The following is a 15,226-nucleotide window of genomic DNA, read 5'->3' as shown; positions in this document are numbered from 1 at the left end:
CTGCAGGGATGACAGACTGGTGCCATGAGCGATCTTCGATCTGAGCTGCTCGGGCGCCGCGGCGCCACCATTCCTCCGTATCGCATGCTCCTTCCTCCGGGGTGGGACGCCTACGACCTCAGCGAGCAGACCGAGAAGGAGCTGGTGAACCGGGCGACGACCCGGCTGCGCGCCGCGCAGGCGACCGAGGCCCTCACCCTGAACCTCTCGCGGCAGGTCCGCGATGCGCTCGCCTCCGTGCGTGCGCAGAACGGTTTCGTGTACGCCTTCGCGGGGGAGAGTGCGCCCACCTGGGCGCTCGGCTCCGCGAGCCTGATCGGCATCAAGAGAGCGGCGACGCCCGAGGCTCCCCTCGGTCGCGTCGTCGAGAACGTGATCGCCAACCAGGGCGGCGTCGCCGTCGGCGAGGGGCATCGCATCGTCCGCTGGACCGAGCGCCGCCCCGTCTCCATGGATGACGTCGACGCCGTGTCGTTCATGATCAACTACCTCATCCCGATCCCCGGCTCGAAGCTCACCGAAGCCGTGCAGTGGACGGTCACCGTCGCGCACGAGGCCGATCTGCCCGAGGACGACCCGGTCCTTGAACTCTGGGTGGCGCTCTTCGACGCCCACGTCGCCACGTTCACCTGGGAGGCATGATGGAGATCGGCTTCGACTTCGAGCTGGCCAAGGCCATCCCGGTGGAGACCGCCGACGTCCGGCAGCTGGGCGCCGCCGAATGGGCGGCTCAGGCCGTCTCCCGGTTCACCGCGGTCGTCGACGTTCCGGTCGCACTTCGTCCGCGCCTCCAGGGGGCGCTGGAGAGCGTCGCCGCAGAGGTCTCCGACGACGCACGACGGTTCCTGCTGGTCGGCACGGATGCCGCCGTGCTCGCTCCCCTGGTGTTCTTCGTCGTCGACCGCGAGCTCACCCGGCAGGAGCAGGCCGACTTCCTGTGGGCGCCGTCGGCGATCCTGCCTCCGGCGTCGCTTCGGGTGGAGACGGCGCATCTCGGCGTCGGGTTCTCCTCGACCCTCGCGCAGCGCGAGGACGGTGTGGACTTCGGGACCCGTCGCTGGCTCTTCTTCGGGCAGGGGCTCACGGCGGGCGCTCTGCTGGGTCCGGTGGCGCCGTACTCGCTGGCCGTCGCCGAGCCCATCGCCGAGAGCATCCTCTCCGCCGCGCGCGTGGAGGGCTTCGTCCCGCTCGCGAACCACGACCGCGTCGAGGAGCTCTTGGCCGCTGTCGTCCGGGCGGGGGACGAGTGGAAGGCGTGAGTTCCCTCGAGTTCGACACCGCCGCCCTGCACGCACCGATCAGCCCGTCGGCGCCCGCCCCTCCGGCGGACGACGCGATCCACGGGAGCGCTGCGGAAGAGCTGTCTGTGCGACGGCTCTTCATCAGAGTCGTCTTCCAGGTTCTCGGGTTCGGCGCGCTGGCCGCGATCGTTGTCATGTTCGTCCAGATGATCTTCGGCGGGGACGGGATGAACATCCTCACCTGGATCATCGCCGCGTTCATGGTCGCGCCGTTCGTGATCTCGCAGATCGTCGCGTTCGGATCACGCCGCCGGGAGATCGCGGACATCGCGTACCGGCTCCCGCGGTTCGCGGCGGACAACCGGATGAGCCACGTCGCCGCCGAGCCGGCGGCGCAGCATCCCGTCACCCGTTTCCGCGCAGGCGGCCCGCTCGCGATCAGAGATCTGCTGAGCTCCCCCGAGCGGTCAGGACTCGAAGCGGGCACGTACTACTACGAGCGGAGCATGGGGCGTTCGATGGTGGAGCACAGCGCGACCTATGTCGCGCTGGACCTTCCGACCGCGGTGCCGTCGATGACCGTCGCCACGAAGCTCGGAGACGTGTGGAGCCAGCAGTCGACCCGTCAGAAGGCGCAGCATCCGGTCAGCATCGATCCCGACTTCGACGCGCACGTGCGGGTGTACTGCGAGCCGCAGGACGACGACGCCGTGCGGAGGCAGCTGACTCCGCCGGTGCGTGAGGCTCTGCGCGAGGTGGCGGGTCGGTGCGACGTCGAGGTGGACGGCGGCCGGATCCATGTCATCGCCCGCAAGGCCCTCCCCTTCGCGGAACCCGCGTTCTGGCGCTGGGTCGGCGACATCGGCGCTCTCGTCTCCGTCCTCTCGCGGCCGGACGCTCCGGTCCCGGCGGAGACGGCATCGGGATGGAGGAGCCGCGACGCCGAGCGTGAGGCGCTCTTCGCGGCGCCCAGGTCGGGGAGGGGCTTCGCCATCGGAGTCCTGTTCATCGTTCTGGGCCTGGTGGCCGCCGCCGTCATCACAGCGACGACCTGATCCGAGCCGCTCCGCTACCGTGTGCGGATGGGGAGTTGTGCCCATCGACCGGTGGTGCGGGTGTTGTTAGGTTGGTGGTGTCGGGCCGGAGAGGTCCGGTCCAATTCGATTACCGGAGGTGTGGACGATGGCCGATTTCGGTGCGTCTTATGCGGAGATGGAGCAGGTGGCGTCGTCGCTGTCGCAGGCTCGTGATGACATTCAGGGACAGCTGGATTCTCTGAAGTCTCAGGTGGACACCCTGCTGGGTGAGGACTTCAAGACGCAGCATGCGTCGGGCAAGTTCGGTGAGGGTTATGGGGAGCTGACCACGGGTCTGAAGACCGCGGTGGACGGTATCAACGACATGTCGGAGTCGCTGCTGGGCATGATGCGTGCGATCCAGAACCTGGACACGCAGCTCGCCGGCGGCTGACACGCTGCTGCAGGATCTTCGGGGGTCGGCCGTCTGCGGTCGGCCCCTGTGCATACACGCGACGGAGGGGTCGTACGGATGTCGGAGGAGACGCTGAGAGCGGCGATGCAGTCGCTGCGGGTGCGTGTGCCCGCGTCCGCTGCGGACGCCGCCGAGCTGCGCGCCGAGGTGAGGGCGGCCGATGCCGCGCTGGGAGCCTGGCTGCGGGAGACGACGGCGGACCGCCTCGCGCGGCACGATCAGAGCGATGACGGGGGAGATGCATGAGCGACGTCAGGATGGACCTCGCGCGGTTGCAGTCGACCGCGCAGAAGGCCAGGGGGCTGGCGACGACGTTCGACGAGGCGGAGTCCTTCGCGGACGACCTCGGAGGCCTCACCGGTCACGGCGGTCTCAGCGACAAGGTCGACGACTTCGGCGGCAAATGGGACATCGCGCGGGAGAAGCTGCGCGACAACCTGCGTTCGCAGGCCGACTTCATGCAGGCCATCGTCGACACGTTCCGTGACCTCGATCAGAAGATGGCCCAGAACGGGGAGGGTTAGACCATGACCGTTCTTCCCGGAAGACCGGATGAGCTGACCGCGCGCGCCGCGGATCTCGTCGCATCGGCCGGCGTCATCCTCACGGTGATCCACGAACTGCGCGGCATCGTCGAGGACGACGAGGGCAAAGCCGTTCAGGCGCTCTACGAGCAGAACGACGAGATCTCGTCTGACCTCGAGCGCATCCATCCGCGCTACAAGGGCACCGCCGACGCGCTCACCGAGTATGCCGTCGCGCTCACGGATGCTCACGCCGACGCAGAACGCGCGCAGGACGATCTCGACGACGCGCTCCTCGCACAGGGCCGCGCCGACGCGGCGCTCCACGACCTCAACGATCGGGTGGATGCCGCCGGCGACTCCACCGACCCCTCCCTCGCCGATCAGGTCCCCGGCGCGCAGCGTGCGGCGAACGACGCCCAGGCGGCCGTCGGGTCGGCGCGCTCGCGGATCGAATCGGCGCGCGAGGCCATGAACGACGCCGCTGAGATCGCGATCCGCAAGATCGACGCGGCCATCGACTCCACGAACGAGGGGTTCTGGGACAAGGTCGGCGACTTCTTCTCCGACATCGGTGACTTCCTCGCGAGCATCGGCGAGTGGATCGGCGATTTCCTGCAGGACGTCGTCGATCTGCTCAAGAAGATCGCCGACACGCTCATCGCGATCCTGGGCGTTCTCGTGGTGCTGCTCCTCATCATCGCGGTGGGCGCGCTGTTCGGAACGATCGGTCTCATCATCGGGGCCGTGATCGCCGGGGTGCTCGCCGCTTTCATCATCACGAGCATCCTGTCCGACGTGCTCAAGGGCACGCCGGGGGTGAGCGAGACGGATCCTTACGCGAACGTGCCGGCGGAGGACGTTCCCGAGGGTCCGAGTCTGGCGACCGTGCTCGACGGCACCGGGGAGGTCGATGGCCTCGGCGGGGAGACCGACTCGGTCGTGAAGATCACCAAGGTGCTCGGGCCCGACGGCTGGTACTACACCGTCACGCTGCCCAGCACGCAGGAGTGGCTGTCCCGCTTCGGAGACCAGGGTGCGGTCAACGACCTCGACAGCAACCTCGCGCTGATGCTGACGCCGGCTCTGCAGACGCAGTACGAGCGGGCGGTCCTCGAGGCGATGGAGCAGGCGGGCATCGGTGAGAACGACCCTGTCATGCTCGTCGGATTCAGCCAGGGCGGGATCATGGCCGGACACCTCGCGGCGTACAACTCCGACTACAACTGGCAGGCCGTCGTCGTCTCCGGAGCGCCCATCGACCACATGCCGATCCCCGATTCGGTCGACGTGGTCTCCGTGCAGCACAACGGAGACCCGGTGCCGAACCTCGACATCGTCGCCGGCGACCTCGGCACCGAGCACGGCTCGAACTGGACGACCATCCACGTGGACCCGCCGAACCCCGCCCCGGTGCTGGGCGTGGATGCCGGCGCACACAACGCCGACAAGTACTCGCAGACCTACCAGGATCATCTGGCCGAAGTGCAGGCGAATCATCCCGGTCTCTCGAACTTCTTCAACGAGGATGGGTACGTCGACGTGTCCTACTACCACTGGAGCGAATGAGCATGAGGCGAGGACACATCGGACGGCGACGGATCATCGCCGTGATGCTGGCGGGGTCTCTCCTGAGCGGTGCGCTGGCGGGATGCACGATGCTGATGCCGCAGACGGGCCAGGCAGAACAGACGGAAGGGTCGACAGTGGACTACGGTGATGTGGCGAACGCCGTGACAGCGGCGGTGCCGAGGGTCGTGGGCGTGCGAGACCTCGCGCAGTCGGCCAATGGTCTGGGCCATCGACTCAGCCTCGGGCTGGAGGTCGACACCGCCGAGCCGCTCACGGCTGATGAGCTGGATGCCGTGGTCGAGGCGATCTGGGGCGCGCTTCCCTGGGAGCCGAACACGATCAAGATCACGGCCGGTGCGGATACGGCGGAGGGCCACGAGATCGTCGATCTCAGGACGGCGGCGGCCGATCTCGATCCGCTGGGCGTGACGAATGCGGGCACGGGTGGAGTGAGCCTGACCGACATGAGCGCTCGGTACGGGAAGTGGTCGGCACCCGAGTGACCGGTCGCGATCTGCGGTTCCGCCTCCCCGGGCGCTGGTTCTCGGTGGACCTGTCCGGTGAAGACGCCAGGACGTCCTCCATCGCGCGCATCGCCAAGGATGCGGTGGGACCGGCCGACGATCGCGCGGCCGAGCGTGCCACGGTGCGGCGTCAGCTGCAGCAGGCGGTCACGGCGGGGGCGGACGGCGACGTCCGCGCCATCATGTTCTCGACCGAGATCGCCAGGGGCACTCCGCTGCCGGTGACGCTCCTCGTCTTCGAGCCCGCAGACCTGCGGATGAGTCCCGCGGTCGGCACGGCGCCGCAGTCGGTGCTCAAGGTCATGGCCGAGGGGCTGAAGCAGCTCGATCCCGGCGCGTACGCCTCGATGATCGAGGTGCGCGGCCCGGGCGTTCCCGCTCTGCGCACGCACCGCGTCGAACAGGTCGAGGAGAGCGGGGACTCGGAGGGGATCCTGCGGTTGATCGCCGATTACTGGATCCCGGTACCAGATACGAAGCGGATGCTGATGGTGCGTTTCTCGACGCCACTGGGCGAGCTGGAGAACGTGATGCTCGCACTGTTCGACGAGTTCATCGCCGTCGCCTACTTCAGCGAGGACAAGCCGGAGTCCCTGCGCGATCAGCTGCGTGCCGGTGTGACCGCGCACAGCTGACCGGGCGGACTTGACCGCGCAGCCATCACCGCGCGCGTCCGTCGTTGGTCGACGGGTTGCGGTCGGTCTCAGCGTGCAGCCGCGTCGGCGAGGTGTCTCGCGTTGTGGCTGAGCACCTTGACCATGATGCCCCGACGGCGCAGGTCAGCCACCGTCCTGGTGCCCTCATCGGCGTTCCGGCCGAGAGCGTTGATGTTGGCGACGACCAGGACGTCACCGGGGTGCAGAGTCGCGATCAGCCGCGCGAGGCGGTCGTTCCAGCTCTCCAGGATGTCGGGCGCCGGGTGCCGGAACCCCTCGATCGGCACCCCGAACCGGGTGAGATCGTCGCGCTGCTCGACCACCGACGGCATCCCATCGCGTGCGACGACCAGACCGACCAGTCGTGACCCGTCCGGTCGCGCCGACCAGAAGTCCCTGTTCTGTTGCAGCTCGGTGAAGCACTTCGGGCACTCTGCGGCCGCGTGCGGCAGGTGCAGCGGGCTCGTCAAGGCGTCATCCACGGATGCCGCAGCCTTCGTCGGTTCTGTCGTCTCGCTCATCGCGCACCTCCAGCGTCCATTCTGCCCTGTCCCCACACCCCTGGCATGCCTGTCTGCGACCTGCGGGCACGCCCTCAGAGTCGCTGCAGTCGTCGTTGCGGACCTTCGAGGCGGGCCACGGCGATCTTGACCTCGACGATCTCACCCGCCAGGTGGTCGAGCTGGGACTCGACGCGGTCCATCCTGCCTTCGACGCGGTCGATGCGCGTGTCGAGTCTGTCTATCCGTGCATCGACCTGGTCGAACCGCGCTCCGACCTGATCGAACCGCGCATCGACCTGATCGAACCGCGCATCGAGTCCCCTCGACTGGTGCGCGATCATCCCGCCGACGCCACCGAGGACGGCGACGGCGAAGGCGAAGAGGGCGATGACCATTCCGATCACGTCAGGCGACACGAACACCCTCCCATTCTGCTCCGGCGACCAGGGCTCGTCCATCGACTTTAGGCCAGAGAATCCGGCGGTTCCGCGGTCTGCGGACGAACCCGATCGGAGGCGCGATGGGGAGGAGGAGTGCGGGTCAGAGCAGGCCGAGCGCCCGCACGGTCTCGCGCTCGTCGACGAGTTCGGTGACGGAGGCATCGATCCGGGCCCGTGACCGTGCGTCGAGCTCGAGCCCCTCGACGATGCGCCACTCTCCATCCACCGACTGCACGGGGAACGAGGAGATCAGACCCTCCGGCACTCCGTACTCGCCGTGGGAGACCACCCCCGCCGAGGTCCAGTCGTCGGTGCCCCGCACCCAATCGCGCACGTGATCGATCGTGGCGCTCGCTGCCGAGGCCACCGACGATGATCCGCGGACCTTGATGATCTCGGCCCCGCGCTGAGCCACCCGCGGGATGAACGTCTCGTCGAGCCACGCGGGCACGTCGCCCACGATGGCGGCGAGAGCATCGCCGACCGGCATCCCGGCGACGGTCGCGTGCGAGACGTCGGGGAACTGCGTCGCCGAGTGATTGCCCCAGATGGGCACCCGGCGCACGGTCTCGACCGGGACGCCGAGGGTGGCCGCGAGCTGCCCGCGGGCGCGGTTCTCATCGAGCCTGGTCAGCGCCGTGAAGCGCTCCGCCGGCACGCCGTCGGCGGATGCCGCCGCGATCAGGGCGTTGGTGTTGGCCGGGTTGCCGACGACCGTGACGCGCACACCGGATGCCGCGTGCGCCGCGATCGCGCGCCCCTGCGGACCGAAGATGCCGCCGTTGGCCGCGAGCAGGTCTCCGCGCTCCATCCCCGGTCCTCGGGGGCGGGCGCCGACCAGCAGCGCGAGGTCGCTTCCGTCGAAGCCGACAGCGGGGTCGTCCGTCACCTCGACGTGCTCGAGGAGCCCGAACGCGCCGTCCTGCAGTTCCAGAGCCGCGCCCTCTGCGGCGCCCAGGCCCTGCGGGATCTCCAGGAGGCGCAGCCGGACCTTCTCGTCGGGCCCCAGCAGGTCGCCTGCGGCGATGCGGAACAGCAGGGCGTAGCCGATCTGGCCGCCCGCACCGGTGATCGTGATGGTCGTCGTCATATGTCGAGCCTATGACGGCATCCGCCCGGGAGTACCCTCGATCCATGACGTTCAATCCGGATGCCGATGTCTCCGACAACAACGTGCGACGCCGCGGACGCGGTGCTGTCGTGGCCGGCGCCGGAGGAGTAGGCCTTCTGGGCATCATCGCCCTCATCGCAGGACCATTGCTGGGCATCGATCTCACCCCCTTCCTCGGCGGTGGCGACACCGGCGGCGGAGGAACGTCGTCGAGCGAGGGCACGCTCATCGAGAACTGCGACACCGGTCAGGACGCGAACGAGAACGTCGACTGCCGTGTCGCGAGCTCGAAGCTCGTCCTGAACAAGTACTGGTCCGAGCAGGTGGAGGGTTACACGCCGCCCGAGCTCGTCATCGTCGACGGGGCGACGTCCTCGGCGTGCGGTACGGCATCCAACGCGGCGGGGCCCTTCTACTGCCCGCCAGATCAGACCGTCTACATCGATCCGACGTTCTTCCAGCTCATGCAGCAGCAGTTCGGGGCATCCGCTGGGAACCTCGCGCAGCTCTACATCGTCGGCCACGAGTGGGGCCACCACATCCAGAACATCACCGGGTACATGGAGCAGTATCCCAACAACGGCACGGGTCCCGAGAGCAACGGCGTGCGCATGGAGCTGCAGGCCGACTGCTACGCCGGGGCCTGGATCGGGCAGATGACGAAGCAGAAGGACAAGAACGGCAACCGTTACCTGAACGCCCCCACCGAGGCGGAGCTCAACGACGCGGTCAATGCGGCGTACACCGTCGGCGACGACCACATCCAGCAGCAGTCGGGCGGTTTCGTGAACCCGGAGAGCTTCACCCACGGGACGAGCGAGCAGCGTCAGTACTGGTTCGCGAACGGGTTCAAGAACGGCCTCGACGTGTGCGCGGCGACCTTCACCCTGCCGGGAGATCAGCTCGGCCCCCAGTAGCGTTGATCGCGTAGGTCTGATCTGGAGGATCGATGACGATGAATCTGGATGCGCTGTATCCGGCGATCGAGCCGTATGAGACGGGCGAGCTGCTCGTGGGCGACGGCCACCGCATGTACTGGGAGGTCAGCGGCAACCCGGAGGGCAAGCCGGTGGTGTTCCTCCACGGCGGGCCCGGCAGCGGGACGTCGCCCTGGCAGCGACGGTTCTTCGACCCCGAGGTCTACCGGATCGTCCTGCTCGATCAGCGCGGCTGCGGACGCAGCACCCCGCATGCGGGGGAACCGGGCGCCGACCTGCGCCACGTCACCACCGCGCACCTCATCGCCGACATCGAGCTGCTGCGCAAGAACCTCGGCATCCGCACCTGGCAGGTGTTCGGCGGCTCCTGGGGCAGCGCGCTCGCGCTCGCCTACGCGCAGGCGCACCCGGATGCCGTCTCCGAGCTCGTGCTCCGCGGCATCTTCACCCTGCGCCGCGAAGAGCTGGAGTGGTTCTACGAGGGCGGGGCGGCCGCGCTGTTCCCCGACCTCTGGGAGGCGTTCATCGCGCCGATACCCGTGCTGGAGCGCACGAGGATGATCGAGGCGTACCATCGGCGCCTGTTCGATCCGGACCCGGCCGTGCACGAGCCCGCCGCGGTCGCCTGGTCGACCTGGGAGGCGTCGACGGTCACGCTCACTCCCGACGCCGAGCAGATCGCCGCGATGTCCGATGCGCGCAGGGCCACCGCGTTCGCGCGGATCGAGAACCACTTCTTCGTGCATCGCGGCTGGTGGGACGAGGGGCAGTTGATCGCCGGTGTGGACGGCATCCGTCACATTCCGACCGTGATCGTGCAGGGGCGGCATGACGTGTGCACGCCCATGATGACCGCGTGGGATCTGCACAGGGCGTGGCCGGAGGCGGACTTCGTCGTGGTCGACGACGCGGGCCACTCGGCATCCGAACCCGGCATCCAGCGCGCGCTCAGGGCCGCGACCGACCGCTTCGCCGGGGCATTCTCCGCCGGTCGGTGAGCGAGCTTCCTCTCGGGCGTTGAGCGAGGGAGCGGAGCGACCGAGACAGACGGGGTGGGGTCAGGGCTACGCGCGCAGCGCCTTCAGCAGCGTCTTCACGAGACCCGCGGTGCTGCCGTTCACACGGAACCGGGTCAGCCCCTCGCTCACCTCGGCGCCGGTGCGGGCCGACACGAACCACGGCGGCTTCGGGAGGATCGTGAGCCGACCGCCGCCGTTCACCACGGGCAGCGACCGGGGGAACGGGCGGAACGGTCCGCGGATCACCGAGCGCTCCACGCCGTCGAGCAGCAGGGCGTTGTGCACGATGCCGATGCCGCTGCCCACGTCGTCGATCGTGCTGCCGGGGAACGCGCCCCACGTGAGGGTCGGGGTGATGAACCCGAAGGCCGTCCAGCCGTTGATGGCGATCGAGCCGTAGCGGAGGTTCGCGATCGCGCGCTCGAATCCGCTGCCGAGCGACTTCTCCGTCGCCGGGTCGATCAGCAGGTTCGCGCCGAGCGTGCCCTGCAGCTCGTCGTTGGCGTACGCGACCGCGGCGTCGAGGAAGGACTGCCCCTCGCCGGGGACGGTCACGACGCCGAGCACAGGGGCGAAGTACTCGGTGCGCTGCAGCGCGTCGGGGTCGTCTCCGTCGCCGATCTCGACGAGCAGGCGGTCGCCGAGCACGAGGGCGTCGGGGTAGGCGTCTGTGGCCTGCTGCATCCTCGAGGGCGACCCGGGGTACCAGATCGGCCGTTCCGGGGCGTTCGCGTAGGCGCGGCGCAGCTCGGCGCGGAAGCGGTCGGCCTGCGGCCAGTCGGACGACAGGATGACGACCTGACCGGCGATGCAGTTGTGTCCGCCGTTCTGCAGGCGCATGGTCGCGACGTGCTCTGCCTGGTAGCGCAGGTCGTCGTCCGACCACGCGCCGGGGACGACGATGATGGGCGAGACTCCGCCCAGCTCGGCGGTGATCGGCTTCTTCAGCTGCGGACGGTTCTCGCGGCGGCGTCTGGCGGCCGCGGCGCCCGTGCCCCACACGATCGCGTCGAACGTCGCCGCAGAGCCGGTGATGTGCACGTGGACGAGGTCGGGGTGACCGGTCAGGTAGGCGCCGACCGCCGGTCCGCCGCGCACGATGCGCAGGAACCCCGGCTCGATGAGGGGCGCGAAGGCGCGTTTGTAGACGGGCACGAGGGCGTCCTGCGTGGGGTTGACCTTCAGCAGCGCGGTGCGGTTGTGGGCGAGCAGCTCGTAGAGCACGTCGAGCACGGGGATGGAGGTGATGTTGCCCGCGCCGAGCACGAGTCCGACCCCGCCGGATGCGGTCGGGGTGCGCTGCGCGAGCCCCGCGGCGGCCCGCGCACCGTTCGGGGTGATGCCCGGTTCCAGCCAGACCTCTCCGGTGAACCCCGACAGCAGGAACCTGTCGATGCCGGTCAGCGGGAAGGTGTGCACGCGGGTGCGTCCGCCCGGAGCACGGTCGATCTTCACGCCGTCGAGGGGGTTGGTGCCGTCGGCGAGACGCGAGAGGGTCTCGATGTAGGCGTCGAGGGCGCCGAGCACGCTGTACGGACCGCTCAGCCACTCCTCGCCGCGGAGCGGATGCCGTCCGTCCAGCCCCTTCGACGCCGCAGCGGTGTCGGCCCAGTCCTCGGCGGTCGCCGCGACGCTCGTCCGCACCGCGCGCAGGAGAGTGACGCGCTGTGACAGCGTCAGCGCCGACCAGATCGAGGCGCCGGTCTGCAGGTCGCCGATCGCGGAATCGAGGCGCGCGCGCTCGCCCTCATCGAGTGCGGGGAGGGCGGATGCGGATGCAGTGACCCCCGAGCTCTTCGCCGTCGCGGGTGCGGTGCTGGCGGCTTCCGAGCTCTTCTGCCGTGCAGACGCCGGAGCCTTCGCGGTCTTGGTGGCACCCGAGCTCTTCGCTGCCGAGGCGGCGGTCTTCGGCCGTGCAGATGCCGGAGCCTTCGCGGTCTGGGCCGCATCCGGGCTCTTCGGTGTCGCGGGCGCGGTCTTCGGGGCTTTCGCGCCCGACGAGGCCTTCTTCGCAGGGCGAGGGGTGCTCGACGCGCTCTCGTCGGCGCTGGGCGATGTCGCAGAAGTCATCGGCGTCTCCTTCAAGGCAGGACCCCAGCTTATGCCGCCGGGTCCGGTTCGGCCCGGTCTCACGTGGTGGACCTGGGCTTTCGCGCGGCGAGAACCTGCACGAGCTGCAGAAGTTTCGGGCGCGTGCGCAGCGATCAGCAGCGCGAGCGGGAGAAGAGCCGCGCGAGGAGGGGAGCAGCGCGAGCGGGAGAAGCGCAGCGGGAACGGGGAGCCTGCGCGAGCGGGTATCAGCCCTCGATGTCGACGCGACGGAGGCGGTAGCGGCGCAGCGCGGCGAGACTTCCCAGCATGAGGACTGCCGGGAGGATGCTGAAGCTCAGCACGATGCCGGCGATCGCGGCATCCGGCTGGGTCGTCGTCGCCCCGGCGACCGTCGACACGTAGCCGGTCGCGGCCAGCGTGAGCGACACGACGGTGGCGCCCAGGGCGAAGCCGACGGTCTCGCCGGCGGTCCAGACGCCCGTGAACGTGCCGGCCTGGCCGGCGCCGTGGATGCGCTCGTCATGCGAGATGACGTCGGGGAGCATGGCCATCGGCAGCGACTGCAGCCCGGCGTAGGCGACTCCGGCCACGGCCACCGAACCGTAGATCCACGGTCCGGGCGCCCACACGGCGAGCGTGATCGACGCCGCCGCGACGGTGAACAGCACGCTCGCGACGCCGAACGCGCGTTCCTTGCCGACGCGACGGGCGATCGCGGTCCATCCGGGCGTCGCGAGCAGCGCGGGGCCGACGAGTGCGAGGAAGACCAGCGTCACGGCATCCTCCGACCGCAGCACCCAGGTCGCCACGTACTGGGCGCCGGCGAGCATCGTGCCGGTCGCGAGCGCCTGAAGGAGGAACGTCGCGAGCAGCGCCCGGAAGGGCTGGCTGCGGCGGAGGGCGCTGAACCCCGATGCGTAGTGGTCGCGCAGGCTCGCCGTCTCCGGCGCGGCGCTCGCCGCAGGGCGCGCACGGGATGCCGCGGCATCCGCCGTCTTCGCGGCCACGTACATACCGATGCCGATCGCGAGACCGGCGGCGATGCCCATCAGCAGGTATCCGACGACCTGGTCGGACCCGGCCTTGCGCAGCTCGGGGCCGCCTGCGCCGAACAGCAGGATCGCCGCGGTCAGGACGATGACGCGCCAGCCGAGCAGCCGCGTGCGCTCGTCGTAGCTGTCGGTGAGCTCGGCGGGGAGGGCGACGTACGGCACCTGGAACAGGCTGAAGGCCGTGGCGGTGGCGAGGAACGCCAGGAGCACGCACGCGGCGCTGGCGACAGGACCCCACGATGGCGGCACCGCGAAGGTGAGCGCGAAGAAGAGGGGGAGCGTGAGCGCGCCGGTGACCATGAATCCGCGGCGGGATCCGGTGCGGGCGAGCTGGCGATCGGATGCCGCCCCGATGACCGGGTCGATCACCACGTCCCAGATCTTCGCCGCGGTCACGATGAGCCCCGCGGCCAGGGCCGCGACACCGAGGTTGTCGGTGAGGAAGTAGGTCAGCACGAGACCTGGGAGGGTCGCGTAACCGCCGGTCCCCAGGGAACCGATCGAGTACAGCGCGATCGTGCGGGCGGACAGGCGGGCGGATGCTCGTTCGGGGCGAGCCTCGGTGCTCATCGCGCCAGTGTATCGGTCGCCTCGGCGAGGCGATCCGCGCCGTCGCCCTGCGGGGTCGGCGAGGATCGAACGCTGATCGGGATCAGATCAGGGAGAGCTCGCGGAGCTTCGCCTCGACGTCGGCGTTGGACGGCTCGACGTGGTGGGAGGAGTCCGGGTAGACGACGACGGGGATGTTCGTGCGGCCCGAGATCTCCTTCGCGACGTCGGCCGCGGAGGGATCGGCGACGAGGTCGATGTAGGTGTACTCGATGCCGAGCTCGTCGAGCTGCTTCTTGGTGCGGATGCAGTCGCGGCACCAGTCGGCGCCGAACATCGTGATCTCGGATGCTGCAGGAGTGGTCATACATCCAGGGTACGACGAACGGATGCCCCTGGCGTCGTTGACTAGTAAGGGTAGCCTTACCTATGCTTGAGGGATGAGCACCGCATGCGAGCACCTCGAGGATCCGGACTGGGAGAGCATCGAGGGCGCGGTGCTCATCGCGGGGGATGCCGCGGACGCCGTGTTCATCGCCGGCATCTGCGCCCGACTGCCGTGGGACGCGCAGGGCGTGGTCCTGCTCGAGGCCGCCGCCCGCATCCAGCTCCGCCATATCGACGTGCCCGACGGGGTGTCGGTGCGATGGCTGATGCGGGGCGACGGCATCCGCCAGCACGTCAAGGGGGAGCGTCTCGCCGCCGCGGTCCACGCCTGGTGCGTGGAGTGGACCTGCACGGAGCCTCCGGCGCAGTGGACGGTCTGGCTCGGCCCGCACACTCCTCCGCGGGTGGCCCGCATGGCTCGGAGCCTTCTCGGCGTCGCCAACTGACCACGCGCCGCCGACCCCGGAGGGCGGCGGCGCGTCCCTCGACCGCATCGACCCGGCGGCCCCAGCTCGGCCGGATCGATGCGGTCGGTCTCAGCGCGCGACGGCGGATGCCGTCTGCGCGGCCCCGGCGGTGATCGCATCGAGGGCGCGGCGCAGCGAGGAGCTCGAGGTGTGGGCGGTGTACGGGAAGTACACGACCTCCACTCCGACCTCGGCGAACTCCCGCTCGAGCCGCAGGCCCTTCTCGGTGCCCCGCCAGTCGTCGCCCTTGAAGAAGTGCGTGAAGTGCACGTCTCGCCAGGAGTCCATCTTCGACGGCGTCGTCTCGACGTAGACGTCGTCGACGAACGAGATGTGACGAACGATCTCCGCGCGCTCCGCCGTCGGGATGACGGGCTCGATGCCCTTCACCTCGCGCAGCATCTCGTCGCTCACGACGCCGGCGATCAGAATGTCGCACTGCTGCTTGGCGTGTCGAAGAAGGTTCAGGTGCCCGACGTGAAACAGGTCGAAGGCACCAACGGCATAGCCGATGCGCGTCCCCATGATCTCCCCAGATCAGTAGATTCCCCAGAAGCGGATCCCCATCCGCTCAGCGACTCCCACAGCCGCATCCGGTCAGCCTAGCAGGAGTTCACCCGAAGCGGGGAGTGCCCGGTTCTGACCCTTCTCACGCGGGGCCGAATATGGAAAGGTTGTTTATGAAGTGAGTGAGGACGTT

General features: G+C 69.2%; 19 protein-coding genes. 12 read left to right on the top strand and 7 right to left on the bottom strand.

Translation table 11 applies throughout. The features are described 5' to 3' along the window. Positions 1 to 24: 24 nt before the first annotated feature. The 9 genes from MRBLWH10_RS14430 (at position 25) to MRBLWH10_RS14390 (ending at position 5,987) form a co-directional block, all read left to right on the top strand. Entirely contained in the window at positions 25 to 642 is a 618-nt protein-coding gene (locus MRBLWH10_RS14430) for a hypothetical protein (protein ID WP_341940430.1), read from the top strand. After that, a complete protein-coding gene (locus MRBLWH10_RS14425; RefSeq protein WP_341940429.1) occupies positions 639 to 1,259 on the top strand; it encodes a hypothetical protein in 621 nt (206 codons plus the stop codon). The genes MRBLWH10_RS14430 and MRBLWH10_RS14425 overlap by 4 nt, the downstream gene beginning before the upstream one ends. Continuing rightward, positions 1,256 to 2,296, top strand: coding sequence for a hypothetical protein (locus tag MRBLWH10_RS14420; RefSeq protein ID WP_341940428.1), 1,041 nt, complete (start codon positions 1,256 to 1,258; stop codon positions 2,294 to 2,296). Before MRBLWH10_RS14425 ends, MRBLWH10_RS14420 begins: the two co-directional genes overlap by 4 nt. A gap of 127 nt (positions 2,297 to 2,423) precedes the next feature. Beyond that, on the top strand, positions 2,424 to 2,711 hold the full coding sequence (locus MRBLWH10_RS14415; protein ID WP_341940427.1) for a WXG100 family type VII secretion target: 288 nt from the start codon (positions 2,424 to 2,426) through the stop codon (positions 2,709 to 2,711). 78 nt (positions 2,712 to 2,789) lie between these two features. Beyond that, positions 2,790 to 2,978: a hypothetical protein gene (locus tag MRBLWH10_RS14410; protein WP_341940426.1), complete on the top strand. Its 189-nt coding sequence runs from the start codon at positions 2,790 to 2,792 to the stop codon at positions 2,976 to 2,978. Beyond that, positions 2,975 to 3,256: a hypothetical protein gene (locus MRBLWH10_RS14405; protein WP_341940425.1), complete on the top strand. Its 282-nt coding sequence runs from the start codon at positions 2,975 to 2,977 to the stop codon at positions 3,254 to 3,256. The genes MRBLWH10_RS14410 and MRBLWH10_RS14405 overlap by 4 nt, the downstream gene beginning before the upstream one ends. Before the next feature lie 3 nt (positions 3,257 to 3,259). Beyond that, a complete protein-coding gene (locus MRBLWH10_RS14400) occupies positions 3,260 to 4,825 on the top strand; it encodes a hypothetical protein (RefSeq protein ID WP_341940424.1) in 1,566 nt (521 codons plus the stop codon). Then, complete coding sequence (locus MRBLWH10_RS14395; protein WP_341940423.1) at positions 4,822 to 5,331, top strand: hypothetical protein; 510 nt, start codon at positions 4,822 to 4,824, stop codon at positions 5,329 to 5,331. Before MRBLWH10_RS14400 ends, MRBLWH10_RS14395 begins: the two co-directional genes overlap by 4 nt. Continuing rightward, positions 5,313 to 5,987, top strand: coding sequence for a hypothetical protein (locus MRBLWH10_RS14390; RefSeq protein WP_341940422.1), 675 nt, complete (start codon positions 5,313 to 5,315; stop codon positions 5,985 to 5,987). The genes MRBLWH10_RS14395 and MRBLWH10_RS14390 overlap by 19 nt, the downstream gene beginning before the upstream one ends. A gap of 68 nt (positions 5,988 to 6,055) precedes the next feature. Here the strand turns inward: MRBLWH10_RS14390 and MRBLWH10_RS14385 are convergent, their stop codons facing one another. The 3 genes from MRBLWH10_RS14385 to MRBLWH10_RS14375 all read right to left on the bottom strand — a co-directional run bounded on the left by MRBLWH10_RS14385 (position 6,056) and on the right by MRBLWH10_RS14375 (position 8,041). After that, positions 6,056 to 6,529 (bottom strand): recombinase family protein, encoded by a 474-nt coding sequence (locus MRBLWH10_RS14385; RefSeq protein WP_341940421.1) that lies wholly within the window; start codon positions 6,527 to 6,529, stop codon positions 6,056 to 6,058. Between the two features lie 74 nt (positions 6,530 to 6,603). Further along, a complete protein-coding gene (locus MRBLWH10_RS14380; protein WP_341940420.1) occupies positions 6,604 to 6,933 on the bottom strand; it encodes a response regulator in 330 nt (109 codons plus the stop codon). A gap of 118 nt (positions 6,934 to 7,051) precedes the next feature. Beyond that, complete coding sequence (locus MRBLWH10_RS14375) at positions 7,052 to 8,041, bottom strand: malate dehydrogenase (RefSeq protein WP_341940419.1); 990 nt, start codon at positions 8,039 to 8,041, stop codon at positions 7,052 to 7,054. A gap of 44 nt (positions 8,042 to 8,085) precedes the next feature. On the opposite strand from MRBLWH10_RS14375, the gene MRBLWH10_RS14370 reads away from it, so the two are divergent. Beyond that, positions 8,086 to 8,979: a neutral zinc metallopeptidase gene (locus MRBLWH10_RS14370; protein ID WP_341940418.1), complete on the top strand. Its 894-nt coding sequence runs from the start codon at positions 8,086 to 8,088 to the stop codon at positions 8,977 to 8,979. Positions 8,980 to 9,011: 32 nt separating this feature from the next. Further along, entirely contained in the window at positions 9,012 to 9,998 is a 987-nt protein-coding gene (gene pip / locus MRBLWH10_RS14365) for a prolyl aminopeptidase (protein WP_341940417.1), read from the top strand. Positions 9,999 to 10,064: 66 nt separating this feature from the next. Here the strand turns inward: pip and MRBLWH10_RS14360 are convergent, their stop codons facing one another. The 3 genes from MRBLWH10_RS14360 to MRBLWH10_RS14350 form a co-directional block, all read right to left on the bottom strand. Further along, positions 10,065 to 12,089, bottom strand: coding sequence for an aldehyde dehydrogenase family protein (locus tag MRBLWH10_RS14360; protein ID WP_341940416.1), 2,025 nt, complete (start codon positions 12,087 to 12,089; stop codon positions 10,065 to 10,067). A 227-nt stretch (positions 12,090 to 12,316) separates the two neighbouring features. Beyond that, entirely contained in the window at positions 12,317 to 13,693 is a 1,377-nt protein-coding gene (locus tag MRBLWH10_RS14355) for an MFS transporter (protein ID WP_341940415.1), read from the bottom strand. 82 nt (positions 13,694 to 13,775) lie between these two features. Beyond that, positions 13,776 to 14,039 carry a glutaredoxin domain-containing protein gene (locus MRBLWH10_RS14350; RefSeq protein WP_105673911.1) on the bottom strand — a complete coding sequence of 88 codons (264 nt, stop codon included), beginning with the start codon at positions 14,037 to 14,039 and terminating at the stop codon, positions 13,776 to 13,778. Between the two features lie 73 nt (positions 14,040 to 14,112). On the opposite strand from MRBLWH10_RS14350, the gene MRBLWH10_RS14345 reads away from it, so the two are divergent. Next, complete coding sequence (locus MRBLWH10_RS14345) at positions 14,113 to 14,505, top strand: SIP domain-containing protein (RefSeq protein ID WP_223587176.1); 393 nt, start codon at positions 14,113 to 14,115, stop codon at positions 14,503 to 14,505. A 90-nt stretch (positions 14,506 to 14,595) separates the two neighbouring features. Here the strand turns inward: MRBLWH10_RS14345 and MRBLWH10_RS14340 are convergent, their stop codons facing one another. After that, complete coding sequence (locus tag MRBLWH10_RS14340) at positions 14,596 to 15,051, bottom strand: adenylyltransferase/cytidyltransferase family protein (RefSeq protein ID WP_105673915.1); 456 nt, start codon at positions 15,049 to 15,051, stop codon at positions 14,596 to 14,598. Positions 15,052 to 15,226: the final 175 nt, after the last annotated feature.

This window comes from Microbacterium sp. LWH10-1.2, assembly GCF_038397765.1.
Classification (GTDB): Bacteria; Actinomycetota; Actinomycetes; order Actinomycetales; family Microbacteriaceae; genus Microbacterium; species Microbacterium natoriense.
Note: the sequence above shows the minus strand (reverse complement) of the source record. Positions and strands in the feature narration are given on the sequence as shown.